Genomic DNA, 26112 nt, shown 5'->3' with positions numbered 1-26112 from the left:
CGGACGCGGCCGCGCAGAAGGCGACGCCTCAGGCGACCTGGTGGGCCTTGGCGCGAGTGAGGTCGGCGAACAGCTCCGTCGTGAAGCGGTAGGCGACGAGCACCTCGGCGATGACGCGCTCCTTCTCGTCGTCGTCCCAGGGGGCCGCGTCGAGCTGCTCGCGGTAGACGGTCTTGAACGCCCGGGGGTCGGCGATGTCGCCGAACAGCAGGAACCCGATACCGTTCGTCTCGAAGCCGAAGCGCCGCTGCATGAGCCGCCCGATGGACGGGCCGCCGGACAGGTCGCCGAGCAGACGCGTGTAGTGGTGGGCGACGAACCCACCCGGCCACGTCGCCGCGACCCGGCGGATGCGCGACACGTAGGCCTGCGTCGTGGGCAGGGGGCGGATGCTCTCGCGCCATCCGGGCCCGATGAGGAACGCCAGATCGGATTCGAGCGCGGGCAGACGCGAGTGCCGATCGCGCAGGAAGACGGATGCCACCGGGTCGAGGCGCATGCGGACGGCGGCGTCCTCGAGGGCGGCGTAGATGAACCAGTGCTGCGCGAGGAGGGCGATGTAATCGTCGCGCGTGCCGGCGCCGGTCAGCAGGTCGGTCATGAACCCGTCGCACTCGCTCGAGGAGTGCGCGCTGCTGGACCGCTCGCGCAGGGCGAGGGAGAACGGGACCACGGCGTTCATGCGGCCATCATACGCACTGACTTAGGTTGACCTAACCCCTGATTCGCTCCGAGTCGCGAGGAAAAGCCGAGTCGTGATGCAGACGTGACGGGCGAGCGGTGCAAGGGGCGATTCCGCTCAGGTGCCGTGTGTTTGAATCGTGGGAGAGCGCGCGTGTCCGCGCGTGGAACTGCTGGGGGTCACCACATGGCGAGATGGCGTCGTTCCGCGGCGATCGCGATCGCGACCGCGGGAGCACTGGCCCTCGCGTTGAGCGGTTGCACGCCGCAGGGGTCGGTGTCGATCGACGTCCCGGCGCAGGTCGACGCGCCACTGCCCGAGGCCACGGTCGCGGAACTGCAGGATGCCGTGAACGCGGCGATGGTCGCGACCGGTTCGTCGGGTGCCATCGTCGGCGTGTGGGCTCCGTGGAGCGGCAGTTGGGTCGCGGGCCTCGGGACCCAGGGCCCCGGGGGCGGCGAGGTCGCCAGCGACCTCACCTTCCGGGCGGCGGAGGTGACGGGCGCCATGACGTGCGACGCCCTGTACGTCCTCGACGCCGACGGAACCCTCTCGATGAGTGACCCCATCGACAAGTGGGTCAGCAACCTCCCCGGCTACGACGACATCACGCTGCGTCAGCTGTGCGACGGGACGTCGGGGATCGCCTCCTACACCTCGACGCTCGAGGGTGCGGTGCTCGCCAACCCCGACCGCGTGTGGAACGCCCGCGAGCTGATGGCCTACGGCATCGCGCGCCCGCGCCTGAACGCGCCCGGCGACGCCTACGGGACGTCGGCGACGAACTACCTCATCGCCGGACTCGCCGTCGAGCGGGCGACGAACGAGACCCTCTCCGCGGTGATCGCGGAACGCGTCGCACAGCCGCTCGGTCTGTCGGCGACGTCGCTGCCGGCCCCCGAGTCGGCGACGCCCGGCCCCACCCCGCTGTCGGGGTACTGGTCGCAGCCGAACGCCGAGGGCGTGTGGAACTGCACCGACCCGGCCGATTTCACCGAGATGTCGTCCAGCTACGGCGGCGCCGCCGCCGGGGCCGTCACCTCGATCACCGATCTCGGCCGCTACGCCCAGGCACTCGCCACGAAGGCCCTCCTGCCCGCCGACAGCGACCGCTTCGCCAACCCCGTGCCGGTCGGTCCCGACCAGCCGACGTGGTTCACCGCCACCGGAGGAACCTTCCAGGCGGGCTCGCTCATCGGACAGTTCGGCTGGACGCCGGGGTACATGACCGCCGCTTTCGCCGACCCCCAGACGGGCATGTCCGTCGCGGTGGTGCTGAACAACTCGGGCGGCAACAAGTTCACGGGCGCGTGGCTGGCGTGGGAGCTCGCGGCGATCGCCTCGAAGTCCCCCGCCGCCGAGGGGCAGACGCTGCCCGAGGCGGGCCTGCCGTGGACGGCCGAGCAGATGCGCGACAGCATCGCCCAGAACGCGATCTGCGCGCCGCCCGCCTCGTGACCGAGCGATGACCGCGCGCGGCGGGCAGGGCTCGGCCGCCGCTCTCGTGTTCGTCGGCCTGGCCTGCCAGGAGGTGGGCGCGTCGTTCGCGGTGATGCTCTTCCCCGAGACGGGGCCGCTCGGCATCGTCATGCTGCGCCTGGTCTTCTCGGCGCTGCTGCTCCTCGTCATCGCGCGCCCGAGCCTGCGGGGACACACCGGTGTCGCCTGGCGGTCGGTGGTCGTGTTCGGCGTGGTGCTGGCATCCATGAACGGGCTCTTCTACCTGGCGCTCGAAAGGCTCCCGCTCGGGGTCACCGTGACGATCGAGGTGCTCGGACCGTTGACGCTGTCGATCCTGACCGCGACGGGGGCGGCTCGGTGGCTGTGGGCGGGTCTCGCGCTCGCCGGAGTGGTCGTGCTCGGCGCCGGCGGCTGGGACCGTCTCGACGCGCTCGGGGTGATCTTCGCCCTCGGCGCGGCGGTCAGCTGGGCGCTGTACATCGCGTCGTCGGCGCGCGTGGGGCGGCAGTTCCCGCGCCTGGACGGTCTCGCCCTGGCGATGGCGGTCGGTGCGTGTCTGGCCCTGCCCTTGGGCCTGTGGCAGGCGGGGTCGGTGCTGCTGCGGGTGGACATCCTCGCGCTGGGGGCGGCGGTCGCGCTGCTGTCGTCGACCATCCCCTACGCGCTCGAACTCGTGGCGCTGCGCCGCCTGCCGGCCTCGGCGTTCGCGATCATGATGAGCCTCGGCCCCGCGACGGCGTCGATCGCCGGATTCCTGCTGCTGGGACAGAGGCTGTCGTGGCTCGAGGTGGTCGGCATCGCCCTGGTCATCGCCGCCAGCATCGGCGCGGTGCTCGCCGCCGCGCGCCGCAGCGCGGGCGCACGGCATCCGGGGCCGGACGCGGACGAACCGCTCAGCGAGCCCGTCGGCTGACGGGCGGATGCCACGGCGTCGCCGTCGACGCAAGGGGGCCTTCGTGCTGACGCACGCTGGACAGGATGACGGCATGAGCGACGACGACCAGACCCGCAAGGACTTCGACGATGCGGTCAACATGACCGCGAGCGAGCTGAAGAAATGGCTGGCCACCGACGAGTCGAAGTCCGTCGGGCAGAAGAAGGACGGCGGCGAGTCGACCGGTCACGAGAGCGGCCGGCACATCGTGGGCATCCTCGAGAAGAAGAAGGCCGACCTCACCGAGGACGACCTGGGCCACATGCGCAAGGTCGTCGGGTACGTGAAGCGGCACAGCGCGCAGAAGCCGAAGGGCGACATCACCGACACCGACTGGCGCTACTCGCTGATGAACTGGGGCCACGACCCGAAGAAGTGACCGCGGCGCCGGGGGCCGCGTCATCCCTGGTCCGTCCGGGAGGGGTAGAACGGTAGACATGCCCATCATCGACAGCGCGGTCTACGTCGACGGTCGCCGCATCGAGAACCCCTCGAGCCTCGACCAGACCTTCGAGTACATGGAGGCGCACGGCGGGATGGCCTGGATCGGGCTGCTGCGTCCGTCTCCGCACGAACTCGAGCGCGTCGCGGCGGAGTTCTCGCTCCACCCCCTCGCCGTCGAGGATGCGCTGACGGGCCATCAGCGCGCCAAGCTCGAGCGGTACGGGCAGAACCTGTTCACGGTGCTGCGCCCCGCGCGCTACATCGACGAGACCGAGACCGTCGAGTTCGGCGAGCTGCACGTCTTCATCGGCGCGGACTACGTCGTCACGGTGCGTCACGCCGAGGTGCCGGATCTGGCGCGGGTGCGCCGGCGGCTCGAGGACAACCCCGACCTGCTCGCGCGCGGCCCGGAGGCGGTGCTGTACGCGATCCTCGACGAGGTCGTCGACCAGTACGACCCCGTCGCCCGCGGCCTGCAGAACGACGTCGACGAGATCGAGGACGGTCTGTTCGGCGACGGCGGCACCGACCTCACCCAGCGCATCTACCAGCTCGCGCGCGAGGTCATCCACTTCCAGCGGGCGGTCGAACCCCTGCGCGACATGCTGGAGGCGCTGCTGCGCGGCGCCGACAAGTACGGCGTCGACCTCGAGCTGCAGCGCTCGCTGCGCGACGTTCTCGACCACGTGCTGCGCCAGGGCGAGAAGCTCACCGCGCTGCGGGCCATCCTCGACAACGCCCTCACCGTCAACGCGACGCTCGTGACGCAGCGGCAGACCGAGACCTCGCTCGAGCAGAACGAGCAGGTCAAGAAGATCTCGGGATGGGCGGCGATCCTCTTCGGTCCGTCGCTGGTGGGTGCGATCTACGGCATGAACTTCCGCAACATGCCCGAGCTCGATTGGACCTTCGGCTATCCGATGGCGCTCGGCCTGATGGCCGCGACCTCGTTCGGCCTCTGGCTCACGTTCAAGCTCAAGCACTGGCTCTGACCCGGTTCGTTCTCCGTTCACGGCTGCGGATGCCGCGCTTCGCGGCGCGCTTCCTGGACAGCCGCTGCGCGAATCGCACGATGGGGAGGTGAACGACACCACCCCGGGCTCCGGCGACGCGGCAGCGCCCATCCACACCTCGACCGTGCAGCTCGAGGACAGCGGCTACCACAAGCGGCTGACCGCGCGTCAGGTGCAGATGATCGCCATCGGCGGCGCGATCGGCACCGGGCTCTTCCTCGGCGCGGGCGGACGCCTCGCGCAGGCCGGTCCCGCGATCGTGCTCTCGTACGCGGTGTGCGGCCTGTTCGCGTTCTTCATCCTGCGCGCGCTCGGCGAGCTGGTGCTGCACCGGCCGACCTCGGGCTCCTTCGTGTCGTACGCGCGCGAGTTCTTCGGCGAGAAGGCCGCGTTCGTCTCGGGCTGGTTCTACTGGATCAACTGGGCCACGACCACGATGGTCGACATCACCGCGGCCGCGCTCTACATGAACTTCTTCGGGAAGTACGTGCCGTGGATCGCCGCGGTTCCGCAGTGGGTGTGGGCCCTGGCCGCGCTCGTCACCGTGCTCGCCGTGAACCTGGTGTCGGTGAAGGTGTTCGGGGAGCTCGAGTTCTGGTTCGCGCTCATCAAGGTCGCGGCTCTCGTGGCGTTCCTGCTCGTGGGCATCTACTTCGTCGTGTTCGGCACCCCCACGGGCGCACCCGTCGGCTTCTCGCTCATCGCCGACAACGGCGGCTTCTTCCCCAACGGCATCCTGCCCGCGATCATCCTCATGCAGGGCGTCGTCTTCGCGTACGCGTCGATCGAGCTCATCGGCACCGCCGCGGGCGAGACGAAGAACCCCGAGAAGGTCATGCCGCGCGCGATCAACTCGGTGATCATCCGCGTGGCCGTGTTCTACGTGGGATCCGTCCTGCTGCTGTCGCTGCTGCTGCCCTTCACCGCGTACTCGAAGGACGAGAGCCCGTTCGTGACGTTCTTCGCCTCGATCGGCGTGCCCGGCGTCGATGTCATCATGAACCTCGTCGTGCTGACCGCGGCGCTGTCGTCGCTGAACGCCGGCTTGTACTCCACCGGCCGCATCCTGCGCTCGATGGCGGTGGCGGGTTCCGCGCCGGCGTTCGCCGCCCGCATGAACAAGGCGGGCGTGCCCTACGGCGGCATCGCGATCACGGCGTTCGTCGCCCTCTTCGGCGTGGTGATCAACTACGTCAATCCCAGCGACGCGTTCGAGACCGTGCTGAACGTGGCCGCGGTCGGCATCCTGGTCACGTGGGCGACCATCATCGTGTGCCAGATGCGCCTGAAGCAGCTCGCCGACCGGGGTGAGCTCGTGCGCCCGTCGTTCCGGTTGTTCTGGGCGCCCTACACGGGGTACCTGACGCTGGTGTTCCTGGCCGTGGTGCTCGTGCTGGTGTTCATCGACTCGCCGGCGACGCTCGTGGTGGCCGTCGTGGCGGGCCTGCTCATCACCGCGGGCTGGTTCGCGTGCCGCAAGCGCATCGCCGAGCTCGCCGCCGAGCGCGAGGGCTACACCGGCACGGTGCCGGTCGTGCCCAGCCCGTTCCCGCAGCCGCGCGACGGGAAGGACTGAGTCCCGGTCTCTTGCCATTCGACGCTCGTGCTCCGGCGCGGCCGCGCTGCCTCACGCGCGCGAGCGTGCGTGCCGGGCCAGGAAGTACAGGCCCACGCCCACCGCGAGCAGCACCGCGCCGAAGATCCACACCGTGGCGCTCTGCTGGCTCAGCAGCAGGAGGCACGAGGCGATGCCGAGGACGGGAACGAAGGTCCACACGCGGAAGTGATCGTGCTCGACCTCGTCGCGACGCAGCACCAGCACGGACACGTTCGCGCTGAGGAACACGAAGAGCAGGAGCAGCACGACCGTCTCGGCGAGGAGGGTGAGGTCGCCGACGAGGGTCAGCAGCATGGCCACGAGCGTCGTGGCAAGGATCGCCACCCAGGGGGTACGGCGCCGTGGCAGCACGCGCGACAGGACTCGCGGCAGCAGACCCTGCTCGGACATGCCGTAGGCGAGGCGGCTGGCCATGATCATCGTCAGCAACGCGCCGTTCGCGACCGCGATGAGAGCGATGAGGCTGAAGACCCAGGAGGGGATGCCGACACCGCTGGCATCCACCACGGCCAGCAGGGGCCCGCTCGAACTCGACAGCTCTTCGCTCGGCACCGCGATGCTGCTGGCGAGGCCCACCAGGACGTAGACCACACCGGCCGTGAGCAGCGCCGCGAACAGGGCGCGCGGGTAGACACGCGACGGGTTCTTGACCTCTTCGACCATGTTCGCGGAGGTCTCGAAGCCCACGAACGAGTAGTAGGCGATGATCGCACCGGCCAGCACCGCCGTCGCCGGGCCGGTGCCCTCGGGGAGCTGCGTGACGCGGGAGATGTCTCCGCCGCCGCCGGACACGAGCACGCCCACCACGACGACGACGATGACGAGTCCGCTCACCTCGATCGCCGTCATGACGAAGTTCGCGCTCATCGACTCCCGGATCCCCCGGGCGTTGAGCGCGGCCACGACGGCGAGGAACACGATCGCCGCGGGGACGGCGGGAGCGCTGAGGAACGTCTGCAGGTATTCGCCGGCGAACGCGAGCGACAGCCCCGCGGCGCTCGTGACTCCCGCCGCGAGCATGCAGAACCCGACGAGGAACGACACCAACCGGTTCTTGAACGCGCGCTCGGCGAAAACGGCGGCGCCGCCGGCGCGCGGATACTTGGTGACCAATTCGGCATACGATCCGGCGGTGAGCAGCGCCAGGAGGAGCGCCGCGACCAGCGGGGCCCACAGCATCCCGCCCACCCGCTCGGACAGGACCCCCATCAGGGCATAGATCCCGGCGCCGAGGACGTCGCCGAGAATGAAGGCGAAGAGCAGCGGACCGCTGATCCCGCGTCGGAGGGTGGACGGTTCGGAGGTCTCAGTGGTCACCGCAGGACCGTATGGTCCCCGCGGGCGATCTCCGAAGCGGGTTGACAGTGCAGCGTCGCGAGAGGGCTTCGGAAGCGGAGGAGCCGCAGGCGCACCCGCGACCCGTCCGCGCGGCGGGTCAACGCCGGTGGAACGGGCAGCCCGACGGTGCGTCCGCGCGGCGCACGCGACCGCCGGAGCGCGGCTTCGTCGGCATCCGTCGCCGGTTCACGTCGAGGCCATGGGTGGAGATGCGCAGGCGCGGGTCGCTGAGCACGGCGATGGATGCCGCGAGCCCGGCGATCGCGAGCTTCTCGCCCGGGCAGCGGTGCCCGGTGCGCACGTCGGCACCGCCGTGCGGGACGAAGGCGCGGATCGCCTCGTAGTCGTCGACGCCGATGAAGCGTTCGGGGTCGAAGGCGGAGGGGCGCTCCCACTCGCGCGTGTCGGTGTCGGTGCCGAGGATGTCGAGCACGACGCGGCCGCCCTTCGCCACCCGCTCGCCGTCGAGCTCGACGTCGGTCTCGGCCCAGGCCGGCAGCATCGGCACGAAGGGGGCGGTGCGGCGGATCTCCTGCGCGAACGCCGTCGCCAGCTCCCCGCCGACGAGCGATCCACGCGAGGCGGTCTCGGCGGCGATGCGCTCGCGCCACTCGGGCCGGTCGTGCAGCTCCTTCGCGGCGAAGGCGACGAAACGCGAGACGGCGATCATCGGGCGGAAGCTGTTCTGCAGCTCGACCCCGGCGCGCTTCGCGGGCAGCAGCTCGCCGGAGCGGTCGCGGTGCCATGCCCAGGCGTGCAGGGCCGTGCCCTCGGCCGGGTCGAGCGTGCCCTCGCGCACGGCGTCGATCAGCTCGGCGGCATGGCGGTCCGACCAGCGGCGGTTGGCCAGGGCCAGCAGGAACTCGGGCGAGTACGGCACGCCGAAGCCGTCGACGATCTGCGCCTGGCGCTTCGCCCACCGCGTCTGGGCGGCGGCCGTGCCCGGGATGCCGGCCCAGCGCATGATCGCGCGGCCGAGTGCGCCCACGGCGGCGTCGTACGCCGATCGGTCACCGCCGGCGACCCACGCGTCGAGCTCGCCCTGCCACTGCCGGTCGAGCTCGGGCAGCAGGCGCACGACCTCGGCATCGTCGTACAGCACGTCGACGAACGTCGCCTTGCGGTGGCGGTGCTCGTCGCCGTCGAGGCTGTGCACCGAGCCGTGGCCGAACAGCGACTCCTGGATGAACGCGGGCATGGCACCGTGCCGGCGCGTGCGGGACTCGTCGTAGAAGAGCGCCACGCCCTCCTCGCCCCGCACGAAGAGCGCCTCGCGCCCGAGCAGGCGGAACGGTACGGCGCGTGCACCACGGTCGGCGCGGCGCCACAGGTGCGCACCGAAGCCGTAACCGCGGATCAGGAGCGAGAGCGAGTCGTCACGGAGAAGGGCGAGAGGGGATGCCATGCCCCCACGGTTCCACGGGTGCCAGAAATGGTGGAGGGGGCGGCGCGCGCCCGGCCCGTGTGTTAGTCGGCGTGATTCGCCAGGATTCGTCGCCTCTCCGCCCGCCGAAGCGACGATATCCGGCGACTCACGCACGGGCCGGTGAGTGGCATCCGCTGGCGATAATGGTCCGATGGAGCCGTGGGAGATGCGGGAGTGGTTCGCCGACTTCCTCGAGGCGCTGAACCGTCATGACGTCGAGCGGGTCCGGGAGTTCCTGCACCCGTCCGTGCGCCGGGCGCACCTGCCCGCGGGTGCCGACGCGTGGATCGCCGACTACGTCAATCTGCTGCACGGCTTCCCCGACTGGCAGTGGAAGCGCATCCAACTCCTCGTCGAAGACGACCGCCTCGCCGTCCATCTCCGGGGCGGCGGAAGTCACACCGGCGCTTTCGCGTTCGTCGCGCCGACTCGCACGCGCGTGAGCATCGCGTCGTTCGCCATGTACCGGGTGCAGCGCGGGGTCATCGTCGAGGCCAGCGGCACCGACGATGCGGCGCAGATCCGCGCCGCGATCGCCTGAGCGGGCCGATGCGCGGGCTCCCGATGCTGCGTGCAGTCGGAGTGTTCGGTGGCGGGGCTTACTGCGACAGCTCCCGGTCGAGACGGTCGAGGAGCGATTCGAGGGAGACCTCGAACTCCTCCTCGGCATGGTCCTCGCTCAGCAGAGCCCGCAGGTGTCGCACCGTGGGGGCGTCATCGAGCGTGCTGTCGCCGTCGCGCGCGGGGATGTCGGCCTCGCCCTCGTCGAGCGGCTCCTCCGCCGGTCCCGTCTGCGCGCCCCGGACCGCGGACTCCAGCAGCAGTTGCCCGAGCAGGAAGCTGCTGAACGCGCGATAGGCGCTCGCGGCCTGGACGTCGCTGAAGCCCTGAGCCAGAAGCGTGGACAGGAAGATCTCGACGACCTCGACACTGCGCAGCGGGGGTCGTAGCCACGGAGCGGCCGGATGCCGCGTCGCGACGAGCGGGAAGGCCCGGGGGTGCTCCACGGCGATGCGTCGCACTTCATGCGCGGTGATCTGCAGGAAGCTCTGCCAGTGCTCCGTCGACGCGTCCTGGAGAGCCGTCAGCAGGTCGTGCATCAGGAGCCGGACGATCGCCTCGAGCAGGTCCTCCTTGCCGTTGACGTAGCGGTACAGCGACATCGCCTCGACGTCGAGTTCCTGTGCCAGGGTGCGCATCGACAACCCCGAGGCGCCCCGACTGTCGACCTGCGCGAGCGCGGTGGCGACGATGAGGTCACGACTGAGTTTCCGCGCGCTCGATCGGTGCGTGTTTCGCGTTTCCTGGGACATCGCATCCACCTCCGGACGCTCCAGTCTGACACTCCTCGCCGGCCGACGATCCGCCGCGCACGAGGATCGCGATCGGGAGGAGAAGGCTTACGCTGTAAGGGTTTTCCCCCGGTGGGCGGCGTTTTCGCCGGCACGCCGCTCCCCGCGGCTTGGTCGCTGCGGGCGCCCATGGCCCGCGGCTCGGGACGAGCATGCCCGCGTCGCGCGATCTGTCAAGGGCGGACGGGTGTCGGAGGGCCCCGATACGGTCGCTCGTGCCCGTTCTGCGTCTCGGGCGGAAGGAGCGGTGAGCATGATGTCTCCCGACCGCCCCGGTGCCGGAGTGATCTGGGCCCGCGTCGAAGAGGGTTTCCACGTCGGCAGCCGAAAGGGCATGTTCCTCGGCTACATCGACCGTCAGACCGACGGAGGCTACCTCGCGTTCGACGGCTCGTCGCGCGTCGTCGGCCGTTTCCGCACTCTCACGGCGGCGATGGCCGCGGTCACGAACGGCCAGCCCCCGCAGGACGAGGTCATCACCCTCGAGCAGGTCCGCGTTCCGGCTCCGCGCACCGTCGAGGAGGGCACCGCATGAGCGCCCCGCTGACCGCCGTGTCGTACGTCAGTCGTGCCGTCGAGGAGTTCGACGACGCTCGTCTCGCCGACCTCCTCGCCCAGAGCCGCCGCTCCAACCACGAGCACGACCTGTCGGGCATGCTGCTCCACCGCCGTGGGAGGTTCTTTCAGGTGTTGGAGGGCCCGAAGGATGCCGTGGACGAGCTCATGACGAAGATCCGCCGCGATTCGCGCCACGACGAGGTCCGGGTGCTGCTGACCGAGCAGATCGAGGAGCGCCGCTTCAACGAGTGGACGATGGGGTACGAGCCCATCGGCGTGACCTCGACACCGGTGCCCGAGGGCTTCCGAGACACATTCGACGACCTGGAGTCCGACGACGACGATGCGAGCATCCGCGCGGTGCGCGAACTGACGGTCTGGTTCCGCGCCCGCACCGCCGCCGCCTGAGCATCCGCGCGGGGTTCCGAGGCCGGTAAGCGCCGTTCGGGTCGCATTCCGGCGTTCGGGGCGTGAATCGCGTGCCCGAACGGAAGAACACGCCCCGATTCCCGACGGTCAGAGCGGCGGATCGAGGGCGCGCAGCGCGGCATCCATCCGCTCCGCCATGACGGCGTAGCCGATGTCGTTCGGGTGGAGCCCGTCGGCCGCCATCCAGCTGACCTGCGCGGTGGCATAGTGCCCGTCGAGCCAGTGGCTCGCGCCGCTGATGTGGTCGGCGCCGATGCGGGCCGCGGCGTCGTCGACCCACCCGGCGATGACGTCGACCGAGGCGGGCCTGTCGTCGGTGTACCAGAACGGCTCGACGACGACGATCCGCGCCTCGGGCAGCCCGTCGCGCAGGCGTTCGAGGTCGCTGTCGATCCGAGTGTGGATGTCGTCGGCGCGCGTGTCGTAGCTGAAGTTGTCGTTGAGGCCCATCGTGACGAACACGATGTCGGGGTCGTCGGCGATCACGAGAGCGGGGATGTCGTCGAGCCCGCCGAGCATGGAATCGCGGCGGTTCACGAAGCCCAGGCCGTTCTCGCTGCGGTTGATCTCCTGCCAGCCCCGCTCGGCCGACACGATCGTCGACCATCGCCGCTCCGACGAGCTCGCGCCCGTGCCGCGCGTGTACGAATGGCCGTAGAACGACACGACCGGCCCATCCGCCGGTGCGGTGGTGTCCGCAGGGGCGGCGGACGGCGAGGTCGGCGCCGGACCGGGATCCGCGCACGCGACGAGCCCGAAGAGCACGGATGCCGCGAGCACGACACCGAGGGACCGTCGCACGCGCATGAGGTCATTGTCCCCCGGTGTCGGACGGCGGGAGCGGTTCAGCCCGCTCAGTCGCCAGAGCCGCGACGTGGCGGGAGATCCGCGCCGCGCGCACGGGGTCGGTGGTCGCCGTCACGATCGGGTGCAGCACCGAGTAGCGCTCGGCCTTGGTGAGCGCCGCGAACGCGCGCGCGGCGGCCGGCACGGCGTCCAGAGCCGCCCGCAGGTCGGCGGGCACCTCGATCGTGGCCGATCCGGCGTACGCGCGGTCCCAGCGTCCGTCGGCCCGCGCGCGGGCGATCTCGTCGGCGCCGCGCGGGCGCATGCGGCCCTCCTCGGCGAGGCGCGCGACGATGTCGACGTTGCGCGCCGACCACATCGACCGGGCGCGGCGCGGGGTGAAGTGCTGCCGGAAGGTGGCGGCATCCTTCGACTGCTTGCGCCCGTCGATCCACCCGCTGCACAGCGCTTCGTCGAGGGCCTGGGCGTAGGTAAGGGTGGTCGGCGACGTCGTGCCCTTCTTCGCGAGCACGAGCCACACCCCGTCGCTCTCGCTCTCGTGGGCGTCGAGCCAGGCGCGCCAGGCGGTGACGTCGGCGACGGTCAGCTCGGGTGCGTCGGCCATGGTCTCTGCTCCTTCGCGATGCGTCGATCCACGATGCTTCGGACCTTAGCGCGAGCCTCCGACACCGCGCCTCTATCGGATGGGCCCCGCGGGGGCAAGCGACCCCCTCGCGAGCGACGCTGCCCCCAGCATGAGGGGATGCGATGTGTGACGTACGCCGGCGAGACCGTGACCACGACCGATGACGTGGCGGAGGCGCTCGTGCAGCTCACCGCGTCGATCGCCGCCGACGGGCAGGCCGAGGCGGTCAGCATCCCGATCGTCACCGAGGCGGGCGACGCCGAAGAGGCCGAGCTGGTCATCGGCGTCGGCAACGACGTCTTGAGCGCCCCGGCCCACGACTTCACCGGTGAGGAGCCCGACTTCTCATGGGCCGCCGAGGAGCTGCGACAGCACAAGCGCTTCCCTCAAGCCCCGGCCATTGCGCACGAGCAGACCATCGACACCGACAACCCCGATGCGTTCTGGGACCCCGACCTCGACGGCTTCACCCGCGCCTGACGGCGGCAGTCCTTCCGTTATCGGGCGGGCCGCCGGTACGCCGTCGCTGCGGCGATCATCGCCGTCGCCCTCGGCGCCGTGATCCTCGCCCGCAGCGGCGAGCCGACCCCCGCATCTCCGGGGTGAGCTCGTCAACCCCACCTCCGCCCCTCACCACGGACGTAGCGTGGGCCCTCCACACCGGATGCGACCGGTCATCGTCCCGGTGTGCGAGCCCCGGACAGTCCGGGTGGTGCCGCCGTTTCGCGCGTGCCGCCCGGACGCTCGGAATCCCGCAGGATGGATGCATGCAGCATTCCCTCGTCACCGGCGCATCGCGCGGAATCGGCCGGGCCATCGCCGTGGCGCTCAGTGAGAGGGGCGACCGCGTCGCGGTGCACTACGGCTCCGATCAGGATGCCGCCCGCCAGACCCTCGACCTCCTTCACGGCGAGGGCCACATGCTCGTCGACGGCGACCTGTCCGACCCCGCGATCGCGCAGCGGGCGGTGGACGAGGTGCTCGCGTCGTTCGGGCGCATCGACGTGCTCGTCAACAACGCCGCGATCGCGCCGAGTCCCGAGACCTCGCACGCGATCGACGCTGCCGACTACGCCACGTGGAACCACGTGTGGGAGCGCATGCTCGACATCGACCTGCGCGCCCCCGCGAACATGACCTTCCTCGTCGCACGGTCGCTGATGGACCGCGGCCTGCCCGGCGCGATCGTGAACGTCGGCTCGCGCGGAGCATTCCGCGGCGAGCCGGAGTTCCCCGCGTACGGCGCCGCGAAGGCGGGGCTGCACGCGATGGGGCAATCTCTCGCGGTCGCCCTCGCCCCGCACGGCATCGCCGTGACGAGCGTCGCACCCGGCTTCGTGGGCACCGACCGGCAGCAGCAGAAACTGGCCGGCCCGCAGGGCGACGGCATCCGGGACCAGAGTCCGTTCGGCCGTGTCGCGACGCCCGAGGAGGTGGCGGATGCCGTGGTCTACCTCAGCTCGCCGCGCTCGCAGTGGGCGTCGGGCGCCATCCTCGACCTGAACGGGGCCTCGCACCTGCGCAGCTGAACCGGCACCCAGGCACCGCGGCGGTGAGAGGGTGGGGAGCATGCAGCCCGTCCTCGTGATCATCGACATCCAGCGCGACTACTTCGCCGGCGGACGCCACCCCCTGGTGGCCCCGGATGCCGCGGCCGACGTCGCCGCGCGGGTGCTCGCGCGTCACCGGGCGCTGGCCGCGCCCGTCATCCACGTGCGCCACGAGAGCCCGGTCGGCGGGGGTTTCCTCGAGGTGGGTACCGACGGGGCGGAGATCGACCTCCGCGTCGCGCCCGACGCCGACGAGACGGTGATCGTGAAGCACGCGCCGAACTCCTTCATCGGCACGGACCTGGACGAACGCCTGCGCGACCTCGGCGCGCGGGAGCTGCTGGTGGTCGGCATGATGACGAGCATGTGCGTGGATGCCACCGTCCGCGCCGCCCTCGACCTCGGCTACGCCGCGACGGTCGTCGGCGACGCGTGCGCCGCCCCCGGTCTCGCCCACGGCGGGGTCGAGGTGCCCGGCGAGGCGGTGCACGCGGCGTTCCTCGCGGCGCTCGGGGGAGCAGGAGCGCGGGTGGTGGAGAGCGCGGAGCTGCCCGCGGACGCGTGAGTCGGGCGTGACCGGGGCCGCGTAGGCCCCCGGAGGGTTCGTTTCTCGGCAACACGAATGCCCTCCCGCGCGGCGGGTGGCCGCCCGTGAGGGCATTGGAAGGCTGAGGGGAATCGTCCCTACCGCCCCTCCACGGCCCGACTGCGTCGGCCCGCGGAGCCTCCGCGGCAAGGGCCCACCCAAGGGTTCGCTTCACGGCAACACGAAAGCCCTCCCGGGCGGCCGATGGCCACCCGGGAGGGCTTTGGAGGGGCTGACGGGAATCGAACCCGCGCTGTCTGCTTGGGAAGCAGAAGTTCTGCCATTGAACTACAGCCCCGTGCGCCTCGCGGCGACCCGGCCAGCATAACAGCGTCTCCCGTGGCATCCGCGTCCCGTTCCCGCCCACCCACGCGCCGAGGTCACGCGCTCGTGCCCGAGTGACCTGCTGTGACGGGTGCGCGGGCCCGGATCATGCGATCTCACGTGAATTCGCGGGCGGCACCGGTGAGGCCGCATCCCATCGCCGAGAACGCATCGTTCTGTACGCGATCGCGTGCGTCCTCGCGAATCGCATGCGGTCGGGGCGGTCGCGCGCTGTCCGGGCGAATGGATCCGCGACGGCCGGACCGGAGCGATCCCACGCCCTAGGCTGAACCCGTGCTGCTCTCCGATCGCGACATCCGGGCCGAACTCGACGCGAAGCGCCTCGGGCTCGACCCCTACGACCCGGCGATGGTGCAGCCGTCCAGCGTCGATGTGCGTCTCGACCGGTACTTCCGGCTGTTCGACAACCACAAGTACCCGTTCATCGACCCCGCCGAGGACCAGCCCGAGCTCACGCGCCTCATCGAGGTTCAGCCCGACGAGCCGTTCATCCTTCACCCGGGTGAATTCGCGCTCGGGTCGACCTTCGAGCGGGTCACCCTGCCCGACGACGTCGCCGCGCGCCTCGAGGGCAAGTCGTCGCTCGGGCGCCTGGGCCTGCTCACCCACTCGACCGCCGGCTTCATCGACCCGGGCTTCTCGGGCCACGTGACCCTCGAGCTCTCGAACGTCGCGACCTTGCCCATCAAACTGTGGCCGGGCATGAAGATCGGCCAGGTCTGCTATTTCCGCCTGACGTCTCCCGCCGAGAACCCGTACGGCTCCGGCCCCTACGGCAACCGCTACCAGGGCCAGCGCGGCCCGACGGCATCGCGCTCGGCCCTCAACTTCCACCGCACCGACGTCGGCACGACCGACGCGGGGTCGGCCGGCCGCTGACCCCGCCCGCAACAGAGCAGCCCCGCCGAGTCGACCTCGACGGGGCTGTTCCGTTGTGCGCTCCGGGTGCGACGCGGGCTCGGCGATAAACGCCGTTCCTCCTCAGAAACACGTTGAGCGCGCGTTTCTCGCCACGCAGAGCGTTTATCGGTGATCACGCGGATGCCGGCGCGTCACCGGATGCCGATGCCTCGCGGCCGCGGCTGAAACCGGCGTCGAAGCCGCGCTCGTAGGCGCGCTGCGCCCACCGGCCGTCGTCACGGCGGTGTCCGTGGTGGTGTTCGCGCCCGTGCGCGGAGCCGTCACGGCGCGGGTCGCACCCGCGTCCGTGGCCGGCGCGGTCGTGCTCGTCGTGGCCATGGGCGCCGTGGCCCGCCTCGCCGCGGGAGGAGCCGTGCAGGCCGCGTTCGCCGCGGGCGAGACCGTGCCCGCCGCGCTCACCGTGCGCGCCGCGCGCGGAGTCGTGCCCATCGCGCCCGCCAGGGCCGAAGCCGTGCTCGCCGTGCTCGCCGCGCGCGACGCCGTGCTTCTGCGGTCCAAAGCCGTGCTTCCGCGGCCCGAAGCCGTGCGCGCGCGGGCCGAAGCCGCGCATCCCCGGTCCGAATCCGCGCCCGAACGGGCCGAAATCCCGGCCGGCGCCGAGCCCCTCGGGGCTGTCGGTGCGCGAGCCCTCGTCGTCGGTCTCGTCGACGCCGATGGCTGCCGACACCGCGTCGAGTGCGGTGGTCAAGCGCTCCAGCTCGTCGGCCGGAACGTCGGCGAGCAGCGCCGCGCGGGCGGCATCCACGCGATCGAGGACCGCACGGCCCTCGTCGGTGAGCGCCCAGCCCTCGTCGCCGCGGCCGATCCAGCCCCGGGTGACGAGCGAGTCGATGCGCTTGCCGCCGCGGGCGAGGCGCGCGCTGACCCACGGTGCGTCGACGCGGCCGTCGACGGCGCTGAGCAGGAGAACGGTCTTGGGATGGATGCCGCTGTCGCGCAGCTGGGCGAAGAGGCGGTGGTGCAGCGCGTGCCCGACCGTGGTGAGGCGGTGGGCGAGGCTGCGAGCATCCAGAGGTGTGGAGGTGGTCATGAGAAGTCCTTTCGTCGGCGGGCGATCCGCCTTTGCATGTCATGTGACAATGAATGTACTGTGACATGCATTCCCGATGCTTGTCAAGACACATGTAAAGTCGGGGCATGGCATCCGACCCCGCCGACGACATCGCCGCGGCGCTCGCGCGATTGCGCGGTCGACGCCCGCGCCCACCGTTCCCCCCGGACCGGCACCACCACCCGCATGGCGGACACGGTGGACACGGCGGGCCGTGGGGCCGCGGCGCTCCGCCGTGGGCCGATCCCGCACAGGGGCGGTTCGGCGGCCCCGCACGCGTGAGGCTGCTCGACGCGCTCGTCGCGGCATCCGGTCCGCTTTCGGTCAGTCAGATCGCCGAGTCGATCGGCGTCGATCAGCCCCGCGCGTCGCGACTCGTCCAGCAGGCCGAGCAGATGGGCCTGGTCGCGCGCGAGCCCGACCCCGACGACGCGCGCCGAACGCGCGTGAGGCTCACGCCCGAGGGGGAGGGCCTGGTCTCCGGCTTCCGCGGTCGGCGGCGGGACGCCGTGCGCTCCGCACTCGAGGGATTCACCGACGCCGAGCGCGCCGAGCTCGCGCGCCTGCTGGCGAAGTTCGCCGACGCCTGGCCGCGCGACTGAGCCGGCGGCGTCCGGGTCAGCGGATGACAGCCGCCCTCGTCTTCACCGGCAGCAGCAGCAGCAGCCCGGCGCCCAGGATCAGCACGATCCCGAGGATCCCCAGACGCGTGTCGCCCGTGATGCCGACGAACAGCGCGAACAGACCAGGGGCCAGGAACGACACCGCGCGACCGGTCGTCGCGTAGAGCCCGAAGATCTCGCCCTCGCGTCCCTCCGGCGCCACGCGCGCGAGGAACGACCGACTCGCCGACTGCACCGGCCCGACGAAGGCGCACAGGCCCAGGCCGACGATCCAGAAGGCCGTCTGCGACGTCCCGATGAAGAGCATGACCGTCCCGAGCACGATGAGGCAGGCGAGGGATGCCAGGATCACGCGCTTCGGGCCGAACAGGTCGTCGAAGCGCCCGGCGACGAACGTGCTGATGCCTGCGACGACGTTCGCCGCGACGGCGAAGTAGAGCACCTCGGTCGAGCTGAACCCGAACACCTGTGCCGCGATGATCGCGCCGAAGGTGAACACACCCGTGAGGCCGTCGCGGAAGACGGCGCTGGCGATGAGGAACAGCAGCACCTGCCGACTGTCGCGCCAGAGCGAGCGGAGCGTCCCCCACAGCACGACGTACGAGCGGAAGAAGCCCACGCGCACCTGGCGTCGCTGGGCCGGGATCTCGGGCACGCGCACCAGCACCGGGATCGCGAACACCGCGAACCAGAGAGCGGATGCCAGGATCGCGAGCCGGATGTTCAGGCCGCCGTCCTTGCTCACGGCGAGGACGCCCCCGGCATCCGGATTCCCGAAGCCCTGGATGAACAGCACCAGGAGGAGGAGCAGGAGAACGATCCCGCCGACGTATCCCATGCCCCAGCCGAAGCCCGAGACGCGGCCGATGTTCTCGCGCGTGGAGACATGGGTGAGCATCGCGTAGTAGTTGACGCTCGCGAACTCGAAGAACACGTTGCCGACGGCCAGCAGGGTCGCGCCGAGGATGAGGTAGGCGGGAGTCCCCTCGACGAAGAACATCGCGGCCATGGCGAGCACCACGACCCCGGTGTTGATGCCGAGCCAGAGCTTCCGGCGACCCGTGCCGTCGGAGCGTTGGCCGAGCACGGGCGCCACGAGCGCGACCACGATGCCCGCGATCATGAGCGCGACGCCGACGAGGCTGGCGTTCTCGGCGAGGGCGCGCACGAGTGCGGGATTCGACTCGTCGCCTCCGGCGGCGGAGACCACGGCCGGGTCGACGAACAGCGAGCTGGCGAGATAGGTGCTGAACACGAACGTCGTGACGACGGCGTTGAACGCGGCCGACCCCCAGTCCCAGAGAGCCCATGCCAGGACGGGACGCCGGCCGGCGGCGGGAGCGGGAGCGGTGCCGGGGGCGGACGACATGTCGGTCACGGTAGGGCCTCTCGGTGAACGCCGGGTGCCCCGGCACGACACGGCGACGGCGACGTCGCGCGGGATCAGGCTAGACCCGGGCCCACGGCAGAGCGCGCAGGAGACTACCGTGGAGTCATGGCATCCGAAACCCCCGTCGACTCCGCTGAGGCTGAGACCACCCCCGAAAAGCTCACCTTCGCCGACCTGGGACTGGATGCCGCCGTGCTCAAGGCCCTCAAAGACGTGGGGTACGAGACTCCCTCCGCTATCCAGGCGGCCACCATCCCCGTGCTGCTGCAGGGCCGCGACGTCGTGGGCCTGGCCCAGACCGGAACCGGCAAGACCGCCGCGTTCGCGCTGCCGGTGCTGTCCCAGATGGAGACCGGCCACAAGAACCCGCAGGCCCTCGTGCTCGCCCCCACGCGCGAGCTCGCGCTGCAGGTCTGCGAGGCGTTCGAGAAGTACGCCGCGCACATCAAGGGCGTCTCGGTGCTCCCCGTGTACGGAGGACAGGGCTACGGCCAGCAGCTGTCGGCCCTGCGCCGCGGCGTCGACGTGATCGTCGGAACCCCCGGCCGCATCATGGACCACCTCGACAAGGGCACGCTCGACCTCAGCGAGCTGAAGTTCCTCGTGCTCGACGAGGCTGACGAGATGCTCAAGATGGGCTTCGCCGAGGATGTCGAGACGATCCTCGCCGACACCCCCTCGACCAAGCAGGTCGCGCTGTTCTCGGCCACCATGCCGGCGCAGATCCGCCGCATCTCGGCGCAGTACCTCAACGACCCCGAAGAGATCACGGTCAAGACCAAGACCACGACCTCGGCCAACATCACGCAGCGTTACCTCGTGGTGTCGTACCAGCAGAAGATCGACGCGCTCACGCGCATCCTCGAGGTCGAGAACTTCGAGGGCATGATCGTCTTCACCCGCACGAAGAACGAGACCGAGACGGTCGCCGAGAAGCTGCGCGCCCGCGGGTACACCGCCGCCGCGATCAACGGCGACATCGCCCAGGTGCAGCGCGAGCGCACGGTCAACCAGCTGAAGTCGGGCAAGCTCGACATCCTCGTCGCCACCGACGTGGCAGCGCGCGGTCTCGACGTCGAGCGCATCAGCCACGTCGTCAACTACGACCTGCCCATCGACACCGAGTCGTACGTGCACCGCATCGGCCGCACCGGTCGCGCGGGCCGCACGGGAGACGCGATCAGCTTCGTCACTCCGCGCGAGCGCCGCATGCTCACCGCGATCGAGAAGGCCACGCGCCAGCCGCTGACCGAGATGTCGCTGCCGAGCGTCGACGACGTCAACGCCACGCGCCTCACCCGGTTCGACGACGCGATCACCACCGCCCTCGAGGACACCGCCGCGATCGCGACCTTCCGCGACGTCGTCGCCCACTACGTCGCGCACCACGACGTGCCCGAGGCCGACGTGGCCGCAGCTCTCGCCGTGGTCGCCCAGGGCGACACCCCGCTGCTGCTCGAGGAGGAGACGATCCAGCAGCCGCGCTTCGACCGCGACCGCGACCGGCCGGGCCGTGAGGCGCGCGACGGTGGTGACCGCGGCGACCGTCGTGGTGGCGGCGGGCGCTTCGCGACGTACCGCATCGCGGTCGGCCGTCGCCAGCGCGTCGAGCCCCGCCAGATCGTCGGCGCCCTCGCCAACGAGGGCGGCCTGCGTCGCAACGACTTCGGGGCGATCCAGATCCGTCAGGACTTCTCGCTCGTCGAGCTCCCCGCCGATCTGTCGAACGACACGATCAACCGTCTCGCCGACACCCGCATCTCGGGCCAGCTCATCGACCTGCGCCTCGACCAGGGCGGCCGCTCCGCGAAGCGCAGCGACCGGCCGCAGCGCCGCGATCGCGACCGCGACTGAGCCCGGGCCCGGCCACCGCGCCGGGCTCGCGGCATCCGTTCGACGCCCCCGTTCCCCTCTGGGGGCGGGGGCGTCGTCGTGAGGATCCTTCCCTTCGGTTCGGGGCGGGAGATATCGCGCCCCGAACGGCATTGCGCGCCTCGAAACCGGAGGAGGGACGCCGAAACCGCAATCCTTCGCTGTCCATGGACCGCGGCATCCGGAAGTTGAGCCAATTCATATCAAGTCACCTTGACCTCCCGACGGGGGTTCGATAACCTTGAGTCATCGCGGCTCAACCCGCGCAAAGACTTTCACTAGAACCCCGAGTGCGGCACCGGCCGTGCTCACAAGCAAGGAGACACATATGCCCCGTGCAGTGGGAATCGACCTCGGTACGACCAACTCCGTCGTGAGCGTGCTCGAGGGCGGCGAGCCCAAGGTCATCGCCAACGCCGAGGGTTTCCGTACGACCCCCTCGGTCGTCGCGTACACGAAGGACGGCGAGGTGCTCGTCGGCGAGACCGCGAAGCGCCAGGCCGTGACCAACGTCGACCGCACCATCTCCAGCGTCAAGCGCCACATGGGCACCACGTGGAGCTTCGACGTCGACGGCAAGAAGTGGACGCCGCAGGAGATCTCGGCCCGCATCCTGCAGAAGCTCAAGCGCGACGCCGAGGAGTACCTGGGCGACAGCGTGACGGATGCCGTCATCACGGTGCCCGCGTACTTCAACGACGCCGAGCGCCAGGCCACCAAGGAGGCCGGTGAGATCGCGGGCCTCAACGTGCTGCGCATCATCAACGAGCCCACCGCCGCGGCCCTTGCGTACGGCCTCGACAAGGGCAAGGAAGACGAGCTCATCCTGGTCTTCGACCTCGGTGGCGGAACGTTCGACGTCTCGCTGCTCGAGGTGGGCAAGGACGACGACTTCTCGACCATCCAGGTGCGCGCCACCTCCGGTGACAACCGTCTCGGTGGAGACGACTGGGACCAGCGCGTCGTCGACTACCTGATCAAGCAGTTCAAGGACACCACCGGTGTCGACGTCTCGGGTGACAAGATCGCCCTGCAGCGTCTGAAGGAAGCGGCCGAGCAGGCCAAGAAGGAGCTGTCGAGCTCGACTTCGACCTCCATCAACCTGCCCTACCTGTCGCTCACCGACTCGGGCCCCGTGTCGCTGTCCGAGACGCTGTCGCGCGCCAAGTTCGAGGACCTCACCAAGGACCTCCTCGACCGCACCCGCAAGCCCTTCTCCGACGTCATCCGCGAGGCCGGCGTGAAGGTCGACGACATCGCCCACGTGGTGCTCGTCGGTGGCTCGACCCGCATGCCCGCGGTCGCCGAGCTGGTGAAGAAGGAGACCGGGAAGGATGCCAACAAGGGCGTCAACCCCGACGAGGTCGTGGCCGTGGGCGCTGCCCTGCAGGCCGGTGTCCTCAAGGGCGAGCGCAAGGACGTCCTCCTCATCGACGTCACCCCCCTGAGCCTCGGCATCGAGACCAAGGGCGGCATCATGACCAAGCTCATCGAGCGCAACACGGCCATCCCCACCAAGCGCAGCGAGACCTTCACCACCGCCGACGACAACCAGCCGTCGGTCGCGATCCAGGTCTTCCAGGGCGAGCGCGAGTTCACCCGCGACAACAAGCCGCTCGGCACCTTCGAGCTCACCGGCATCGCCCCGGCTCCCCGGGGCATCCCGCAGGTCGAGGTCACCTTCGACATCGACGCCAACGGCATCGTCCACGTGTCGGCGAAGGACAAGGGCACCGGCAAGGAGCAGTCGATGACCATCACGGGCGGCTCGTCGCTGCCCAAGGAGGACATCGAGCGCATGGTGCGCGAGGCCGAGGAGAACGCGGCCGAGGACAAGAAGCGCCGCGAGTCCGCCGAGACCCGCAACCAGGCCGAGACCCTGTCGTACTCGATCGAGAAGCTGATCAAGGAGAACGAGGACAAGCTCCCCGCCGAGGTCAAGACCGAGGTGCAGGGCGACGTCGACGCGCTCAAGACGGCTCTCGCCGGTGACGACGACGACGCGGTCAAGACCGCGTTCGACAAGCTGAACGCCAGCCAGGGCAAGCTCGGCGAGGCGATCTACGCCTCCTCGCAGGCCGCGGGCGAGCCCGCCGACCCGAACGTGGGTCAGCCGGGCAACGGCGAGACGCCGAACCCCGAGGAAGACGTCATCGACGCCGAGGTCGTCGACGACGAGAACCCCGACGAGAAGAAGTAAGCAGAGAACATGGCACACAAGGACGACGAACAGCCCACGGGCTCGGGCGCCGGTCCTGACGAGACGGGGCCGGAGGAGAACACCTCCGGCCCCGCGCCGTCGGGCGAGCAGTCCGAGACGCAGGCCCCGGATGCCGAGGGCCTGACCATCGACGACATCCTCGGCGCCGAGCAGACGCCCGAGGCGGCCGCAGAGGGAGCCTCCTCCGACAAGGAGGCCTCGCTGCTGATCGACCTCAAGCGTCTGCAGGCCGAGTACGCCAATTACCGTCGGCGTACGGAGGAGCAGCGCGAGCGCGAGATCGAGCGTGCGAAGGGCGAGGCCGTGAAGGGTCTCCTCCCCGTCATGGACGACCTCGACCGCGCGGCCAAGCACGGCGACCTCGTCGAGGGCAGCCCCCTCGCCGCGATCGGCGACAAGGTGCGCGCCGTGGCCGAGCGCCTCGGCGTGGTGTCGTACGGCGCCGTCGGCGACGCGTTCGACCCGCAGCAGCACGAGGCGATCTTCCAGGCCCCGACTCCGGGCGTGACCGAGACGACGATCCTCGAGGTCGTCGAGGTCGGGTACCGCCTCGGATCGGTGGAGCTGCGACCGGCCAAGGTCGTCGTGGCTGTGCCGGCCGAATAGGAGGACGCATGGCGAGTCAGGACTGGTTCGACAAGGACTTCTACAAGGTCCTCGGTGTCGACAAGAGCGTCAGCGCTGCCGATCTGAAGAAGACGTATCGCAAGCTCGCGCGCCAGTACCACCCCGACTCGAACCCGGGTGACGCGAAAGCCGAAGCGAAGTTCAAGGAGATCAGCGAGGCCTACTCGGTGCTCAACGACCCCGAGCAGCGCGAGGAGTACGACCAGATCCGGGCCATGGGCTCGGGGGCGCGCTTCTCGGCTCCGGGGGCGGGCGGCGGCGGCGGTTTCGACGACGTCTTCAGCCGGTTCGGTCAGGGTCGCGGCCAGCCCCAGGGCGGCTTCGACGACTTCTTCACGATGTTCGACCAGCAGGGCGGCGGGGGCTTCGGCTCCGGGCGCTTCGGGCAGACGACGGGCGGATTCCGCGGTTTCGGCGGTCCCCAGCGCGGGGCCGACGTCACGGCGCGGACGACGATCGATTTCGTCACCGCGGCGAAGGGCGAGACCATCACCCTGCAGGGCGAGGACAACGTCCCGTTCAAGGTGAAGATCCCGGCCGGCGTCTCGGACGGGCAGAAGATCCGCCTGCGCGGTCGGGGTCGCAAGTCCCCCGACGGCGGGGAGAGCGGCGACATCGTCGTGACCGTGGCGGTGCGCCCGCACCCCGTGTTCACGCGCGACGGTCTCAATCTGCGGGTGGCGGTCCCGGTCACCTTCACCGAGGCCGCCCTGGGCGCCACGATCGAGGTGCCCACGCTGGGTGGCGACACGGTGCGCCTGCGCGTGGCCCCCGGCACCCCCTCGGGACGCGTGCTGCGCGTCAAGGGTCGCGGCATCTCGACCGCCAAGGGCACCGGCGACCTGCTCGCCGAGGTGCAGGTGGTCGTACCCGCGCACCTCGACGACGCGGCCCGTGAAGCCCTCGAGCGTTTCCAGGCGCTCGAACCGAAAGAGAACCCCCGCGCCGACCTCATGGCCAAGGCGCGGTAGACACTCGCGCGTCGCCGCGGTTCTCGGCATCCGATGAGTCAGGATGCCGAGAACCCGGCGCCGCACCCGCCACGACGGAAGAAGGTGAGACGTGGCAGATAGAGAGATCGACGAGGACGCCCCGATCTTCGCCATCGCCGCCGCGGCGGAACTGTCGAACATGCACCCGCAGACGCTGCGGCAGTACGACCGCCTCGGTCTCGTGGTGCCCGCGCGCACCCAGGGCGGTTCGCGGCGGTACTCCAGCCGCCACGTGCAGCAGCTGCGGGAGGTCGCGCGCCTCTCGGCCGAGGGCATGAGCCTGCCCGCCATCGCCCGCCTGCTCGCCCTCGAGGAACGCGTGCACGAACTCGCCCGTCGGGTGAACGACCTCGAGCGTCAGCTCTCGGTCGAGCGGCAGTCGCGACCCGGTGCGCGTGTCTTCGCGGCGGGCGCGACCGGTTCGGTCGTGACCCTGCGCCACGGCGCGCGCGTGCGTCGCGCGACCGACGTGGTGCTGTGGCGTCCGCTGGGCCCGTTCGAGCACGACGACTGAGGCGGGCCGGTCGCGGGTCAGGCCGGATCGATTCGCAGCACGGTCGGCGACTCGCCGACCTGCAGATCGTCGACCACGCGGAGCGTGCGGGCGACGTCATCCACCGCGCCGATCACCGTGCCGAAGCGCTCACGATCCGCGCAGACCGCGGTGACGGTGACGAAGTGCGAGCCGGTGTCCCAGGTGTAGGTGGCGAACGGCGGGGTCTTCGCGTCACTCGGCAGCGGCATCGCCAGCTTCTCGCCCACGCCCAGGTAGGGGTTCCGGAACGACTCGGTGTCGTCGTACTCCATGGGCATCATGGCGCGGGCCGTGCGCAGCTGGGGCGTCGCCTCCTGCAGCTGCGCCATCACGACCAGCAATTCGGGGTCGCTCTTCCACACCCACACGAGCACGCGTCCGGCCGCGCGCCGCATGAGCAGTGGAGCCGCCTGACTCAGGATCCACGCGAAGGCGCCGCCGCCGGGGCGCGGTGCCGCGCCCGTCGCCTGGTTCGCCTGGCTCAGCAGCATGCCGATGGCCGCCTTGCGGTGGCGTCGGCCACGGAATCCGAGGGAACCGGTCATCGGCACCCAGAGGTCGGCGGGGGCGTCGGCCTGCAGTCGGGACATGCTCCACAGCCTACGATCCGCCCCCTGGGAGAGGGATGCCGGATGTCGGCGTTCGCGAGCAGAGAACGCTCCCACGCGCGAAAGGGTCGCCGATGTCGGAGGTCGGTGCCAGGCTGGGATCT

General features: G+C 70.5%; 27 protein-coding genes and 1 tRNA gene. 18 read left to right on the top strand and 10 right to left on the bottom strand.

Translation table 11 applies throughout. From position 1 onward, the window contains the following. Positions 1-28: 28 nt before the first annotated feature. Positions 29-682: a biliverdin-producing heme oxygenase gene (locus B0B15_RS01685; RefSeq protein WP_076672998.1), complete on the bottom strand. Its 654-nt coding sequence runs from the start codon at positions 680-682 to the stop codon at positions 29-31. Between the two features lie 186 nt (positions 683-868). On the opposite strand from B0B15_RS01685, the gene B0B15_RS01680 reads away from it, so the two are divergent. The 5 genes from B0B15_RS01680 to B0B15_RS01660 all read left to right on the top strand — a co-directional run bounded on the left by B0B15_RS01680 (position 869) and on the right by B0B15_RS01660 (position 6110). After that, on the top strand, positions 869-2140 hold the full coding sequence (locus B0B15_RS01680; protein ID WP_076672997.1) for a serine hydrolase domain-containing protein: 1272 nt from the start codon (positions 869-871) through the stop codon (positions 2138-2140). 7 nt (positions 2141-2147) lie between these two features. Beyond that, positions 2148-3056: an EamA family transporter gene (locus B0B15_RS01675; RefSeq protein ID WP_076672996.1), complete on the top strand. Its 909-nt coding sequence runs from the start codon at positions 2148-2150 to the stop codon at positions 3054-3056. A gap of 73 nt (positions 3057-3129) precedes the next feature. Continuing rightward, positions 3130-3456, top strand: a complete 327-nt coding sequence (locus B0B15_RS01670) for a DUF3140 domain-containing protein (protein WP_076672995.1) — start codon at positions 3130-3132, stop codon at positions 3454-3456. 58 nt (positions 3457-3514) lie between these two features. After that, complete coding sequence (locus B0B15_RS01665; RefSeq protein ID WP_076672994.1) at positions 3515-4513, top strand: magnesium and cobalt transport protein CorA; 999 nt, start codon at positions 3515-3517, stop codon at positions 4511-4513. A 130-nt stretch (positions 4514-4643) separates the two neighbouring features. Continuing rightward, positions 4644-6110, top strand: coding sequence for an amino acid permease (locus B0B15_RS01660; protein WP_076675074.1), 1467 nt, complete (start codon positions 4644-4646; stop codon positions 6108-6110). A 51-nt stretch (positions 6111-6161) separates the two neighbouring features. Here B0B15_RS01660 and B0B15_RS01655 read toward each other — a convergent pair whose 3' ends face one another. Beyond that, positions 6162-7469, bottom strand: a complete 1308-nt coding sequence (locus B0B15_RS01655) for an APC family permease (protein WP_076672993.1) — start codon at positions 7467-7469, stop codon at positions 6162-6164. Between the two features lie 118 nt (positions 7470-7587). Next, complete coding sequence (locus B0B15_RS01650; protein ID WP_076672992.1) at positions 7588-8895, bottom strand: cytochrome P450; 1308 nt, start codon at positions 8893-8895, stop codon at positions 7588-7590. Positions 8896-9067: 172 nt separating this feature from the next. Between B0B15_RS01650 and B0B15_RS01645 the strand changes: the two genes are divergently transcribed. Beyond that, positions 9068-9457 (top strand): ester cyclase, encoded by a 390-nt coding sequence (locus B0B15_RS01645; protein ID WP_076672991.1) that lies wholly within the window; start codon positions 9068-9070, stop codon positions 9455-9457. Positions 9458-9515: 58 nt separating this feature from the next. Here the strand turns inward: B0B15_RS01645 and B0B15_RS01640 are convergent, their stop codons facing one another. Then, positions 9516-10229: a TetR family transcriptional regulator gene (locus tag B0B15_RS01640; protein WP_076672990.1), complete on the bottom strand. Its 714-nt coding sequence runs from the start codon at positions 10227-10229 to the stop codon at positions 9516-9518. Between the two features lie 292 nt (positions 10230-10521). Here B0B15_RS01640 and B0B15_RS01635 point away from each other — a divergent pair, with 292 nt between their 5' ends. Together B0B15_RS01635 and B0B15_RS01630 are read left to right on the top strand one after the other, a co-directional pair. Continuing rightward, positions 10522-10803: a hypothetical protein gene (locus B0B15_RS01635; RefSeq protein WP_176776538.1), complete on the top strand. Its 282-nt coding sequence runs from the start codon at positions 10522-10524 to the stop codon at positions 10801-10803. Further along, positions 10800-11234, top strand: coding sequence for a BLUF domain-containing protein (locus B0B15_RS01630; RefSeq protein ID WP_076672989.1), 435 nt, complete (start codon positions 10800-10802; stop codon positions 11232-11234). Before B0B15_RS01635 ends, B0B15_RS01630 begins: the two co-directional genes overlap by 4 nt. 108 nt (positions 11235-11342) lie before the next feature. Here the strand turns inward: B0B15_RS01630 and B0B15_RS01625 are convergent, their stop codons facing one another. Both B0B15_RS01625 and B0B15_RS01620 read right to left on the bottom strand, forming a co-directional pair. Continuing rightward, the gene (locus B0B15_RS01625; protein ID WP_076672988.1) at positions 11343-12062 is read right to left on the bottom strand and encodes an SGNH/GDSL hydrolase family protein; all 720 of its coding nucleotides are present in this window, start codon (positions 12060-12062) and stop codon (positions 11343-11345) included. 4 nt (positions 12063-12066) lie between these two features. After that, positions 12067-12666, bottom strand: a complete 600-nt coding sequence (locus B0B15_RS01620; RefSeq protein WP_076672987.1) for a YdeI/OmpD-associated family protein — start codon at positions 12664-12666, stop codon at positions 12067-12069. Between the two features lie 138 nt (positions 12667-12804). Here B0B15_RS01620 and B0B15_RS01615 point away from each other — a divergent pair, with 138 nt between their 5' ends. The 3 genes from B0B15_RS01615 (at position 12805) to B0B15_RS01605 (ending at position 14802) form a co-directional block, all read left to right on the top strand. Then, the gene (locus tag B0B15_RS01615; protein WP_076672986.1) at positions 12805-13167 is read left to right on the top strand and encodes a hypothetical protein; all 363 of its coding nucleotides are present in this window, start codon (positions 12805-12807) and stop codon (positions 13165-13167) included. A gap of 287 nt (positions 13168-13454) precedes the next feature. Further along, positions 13455-14216 carry an SDR family NAD(P)-dependent oxidoreductase gene (locus B0B15_RS01610; protein ID WP_076672985.1) on the top strand — a complete coding sequence of 254 codons (762 nt, stop codon included), beginning with the start codon at positions 13455-13457 and terminating at the stop codon, positions 14214-14216. Between the two features lie 40 nt (positions 14217-14256). Then, the gene (locus B0B15_RS01605) at positions 14257-14802 is read left to right on the top strand and encodes a cysteine hydrolase family protein (protein WP_076672984.1); all 546 of its coding nucleotides are present in this window, start codon (positions 14257-14259) and stop codon (positions 14800-14802) included. Positions 14803-15047: 245 nt separating this feature from the next. On the opposite strand, the gene B0B15_RS01600 is transcribed toward B0B15_RS01605, so the two are convergent. Continuing rightward, positions 15048-15121: transfer RNA gene (locus B0B15_RS01600), tRNA-Gly, on the bottom strand. 320 nt (positions 15122-15441) lie between these two features. On the opposite strand from B0B15_RS01600, the gene dcd reads away from it, so the two are divergent. Further along, the gene (gene dcd, locus B0B15_RS01595) at positions 15442-16047 is read left to right on the top strand and encodes a dCTP deaminase (protein ID WP_076672983.1); all 606 of its coding nucleotides are present in this window, start codon (positions 15442-15444) and stop codon (positions 16045-16047) included. A 154-nt stretch (positions 16048-16201) separates the two neighbouring features. Here the strand turns inward: dcd and B0B15_RS01590 are convergent, their stop codons facing one another. After that, positions 16202-17119 carry a hypothetical protein gene (locus B0B15_RS01590; protein WP_076672982.1) on the bottom strand — a complete coding sequence of 306 codons (918 nt, stop codon included), beginning with the start codon at positions 17117-17119 and terminating at the stop codon, positions 16202-16204. Between the two features lie 107 nt (positions 17120-17226). Here B0B15_RS01590 and B0B15_RS01585 point away from each other — a divergent pair, with 107 nt between their 5' ends. Continuing rightward, positions 17227-17742, top strand: a complete 516-nt coding sequence (locus tag B0B15_RS01585; RefSeq protein WP_076672981.1) for a MarR family winged helix-turn-helix transcriptional regulator — start codon at positions 17227-17229, stop codon at positions 17740-17742. Positions 17743-17758: 16 nt separating this feature from the next. On the opposite strand, the gene B0B15_RS01580 is transcribed toward B0B15_RS01585, so the two are convergent. Further along, a complete protein-coding gene (locus B0B15_RS01580) occupies positions 17759-19132 on the bottom strand; it encodes an MFS transporter (RefSeq protein WP_076675071.1) in 1374 nt (457 codons plus the stop codon). 126 nt (positions 19133-19258) lie between these two features. Between B0B15_RS01580 and B0B15_RS01575 the strand changes: the two genes are divergently transcribed. From B0B15_RS01575 to B0B15_RS01555, 5 genes are all read left to right on the top strand, one after another. Next, positions 19259-21007: a DEAD/DEAH box helicase gene (locus B0B15_RS01575; RefSeq protein ID WP_076672980.1), complete on the top strand. Its 1749-nt coding sequence runs from the start codon at positions 19259-19261 to the stop codon at positions 21005-21007. Positions 21008-21353: 346 nt separating this feature from the next. Then, positions 21354-23225 carry a molecular chaperone DnaK gene (gene dnaK, locus B0B15_RS01570; RefSeq protein WP_076672979.1) on the top strand — a complete coding sequence of 624 codons (1872 nt, stop codon included), beginning with the start codon at positions 21354-21356 and terminating at the stop codon, positions 23223-23225. Positions 23226-23234: 9 nt separating this feature from the next. Continuing rightward, positions 23235-23852 (top strand): nucleotide exchange factor GrpE, encoded by a 618-nt coding sequence (locus B0B15_RS01565; protein ID WP_076672978.1) that lies wholly within the window; start codon positions 23235-23237, stop codon positions 23850-23852. An 8-nt stretch (positions 23853-23860) separates the two neighbouring features. Then, positions 23861-24844, top strand: coding sequence for a DnaJ C-terminal domain-containing protein (locus tag B0B15_RS01560; protein WP_076672977.1), 984 nt, complete (start codon positions 23861-23863; stop codon positions 24842-24844). A gap of 91 nt (positions 24845-24935) precedes the next feature. Next, positions 24936-25379 carry a heat shock protein transcriptional repressor HspR gene (locus B0B15_RS01555; protein ID WP_076672976.1) on the top strand — a complete coding sequence of 148 codons (444 nt, stop codon included), beginning with the start codon at positions 24936-24938 and terminating at the stop codon, positions 25377-25379. 17 nt (positions 25380-25396) lie between these two features. Here B0B15_RS01555 and B0B15_RS01550 read toward each other — a convergent pair whose 3' ends face one another. Further along, on the bottom strand, positions 25397-25990 hold the full coding sequence (locus B0B15_RS01550; RefSeq protein WP_076672975.1) for a hypothetical protein: 594 nt from the start codon (positions 25988-25990) through the stop codon (positions 25397-25399). Between the last annotated feature and the right edge of the window lie 122 nt (positions 25991-26112).

Origin of the sequence: Microbacterium sp. RU1D (genome assembly GCF_900156435.1) — a bacterium.
Taxonomy (GTDB): Bacteria; Actinomycetota; Actinomycetes; order Actinomycetales; family Microbacteriaceae; genus Microbacterium.
The sequence above is the reverse complement of the archived record's forward strand: the minus strand, read 5'-3'. Positions and strand labels throughout refer to the sequence as shown.

Coding starts and splice junctions, on each gene's coding strand:
- B0B15_RS01685 (WP_076672998.1), bottom strand. CDS start 682: ATGAACGCCGTGGTCCCGTTCTCCCTCGCCCTGCGCGAGCGGTCCAGC.
- B0B15_RS01680 (WP_076672997.1), top strand. CDS start 869: ATGGCGAGATGGCGTCGTTCCGCGGCGATCGCGATCGCGACCGCGGGA.
- B0B15_RS01675 (WP_076672996.1), top strand. CDS start 2,148: ATGACCGCGCGCGGCGGGCAGGGCTCGGCCGCCGCTCTCGTGTTCGTC.
- B0B15_RS01670 (WP_076672995.1), top strand. CDS start 3,130: ATGAGCGACGACGACCAGACCCGCAAGGACTTCGACGATGCGGTCAAC.
- B0B15_RS01665 (WP_076672994.1), top strand. CDS start 3,515: ATGCCCATCATCGACAGCGCGGTCTACGTCGACGGTCGCCGCATCGAG.
- B0B15_RS01650 (WP_076672992.1), bottom strand. CDS start 8,895: ATGGCATCCCCTCTCGCCCTTCTCCGTGACGACTCGCTCTCGCTCCTG.
- B0B15_RS01645 (WP_076672991.1), top strand. CDS start 9,068: ATGGAGCCGTGGGAGATGCGGGAGTGGTTCGCCGACTTCCTCGAGGCG.
- B0B15_RS01640 (WP_076672990.1), bottom strand. CDS start 10,229: ATGTCCCAGGAAACGCGAAACACGCACCGATCGAGCGCGCGGAAACTC.
- B0B15_RS01635 (WP_176776538.1), top strand. CDS start 10,522: ATGATGTCTCCCGACCGCCCCGGTGCCGGAGTGATCTGGGCCCGCGTC.
- B0B15_RS01630 (WP_076672989.1), top strand. CDS start 10,800: ATGAGCGCCCCGCTGACCGCCGTGTCGTACGTCAGTCGTGCCGTCGAG.
- B0B15_RS01625 (WP_076672988.1), bottom strand. CDS start 12,062: ATGCGCGTGCGACGGTCCCTCGGTGTCGTGCTCGCGGCATCCGTGCTC.
- B0B15_RS01620 (WP_076672987.1), bottom strand. CDS start 12,666: ATGGCCGACGCACCCGAGCTGACCGTCGCCGACGTCACCGCCTGGCGC.
- B0B15_RS01615 (WP_076672986.1), top strand. CDS start 12,805: ATGCGATGTGTGACGTACGCCGGCGAGACCGTGACCACGACCGATGAC.
- B0B15_RS01610 (WP_076672985.1), top strand. CDS start 13,455: ATGCAGCATTCCCTCGTCACCGGCGCATCGCGCGGAATCGGCCGGGCC.
- B0B15_RS01605 (WP_076672984.1), top strand. CDS start 14,257: ATGCAGCCCGTCCTCGTGATCATCGACATCCAGCGCGACTACTTCGCC.
- B0B15_RS01590 (WP_076672982.1), bottom strand. CDS start 17,119: ATGACCACCTCCACACCTCTGGATGCTCGCAGCCTCGCCCACCGCCTC.
- B0B15_RS01585 (WP_076672981.1), top strand. CDS start 17,227: ATGGCATCCGACCCCGCCGACGACATCGCCGCGGCGCTCGCGCGATTG.
- B0B15_RS01580 (WP_076675071.1), bottom strand. CDS start 19,132: ATGTCGTCCGCCCCCGGCACCGCTCCCGCTCCCGCCGCCGGCCGGCGT.
- B0B15_RS01575 (WP_076672980.1), top strand. CDS start 19,259: ATGGCATCCGAAACCCCCGTCGACTCCGCTGAGGCTGAGACCACCCCC.
- dnaK (WP_076672979.1), top strand. CDS start 21,354: ATGCCCCGTGCAGTGGGAATCGACCTCGGTACGACCAACTCCGTCGTG.
- B0B15_RS01565 (WP_076672978.1), top strand. CDS start 23,235: ATGGCACACAAGGACGACGAACAGCCCACGGGCTCGGGCGCCGGTCCT.
- B0B15_RS01560 (WP_076672977.1), top strand. CDS start 23,861: ATGGCGAGTCAGGACTGGTTCGACAAGGACTTCTACAAGGTCCTCGGT.
- B0B15_RS01550 (WP_076672975.1), bottom strand. CDS start 25,990: ATGTCCCGACTGCAGGCCGACGCCCCCGCCGACCTCTGGGTGCCGATG.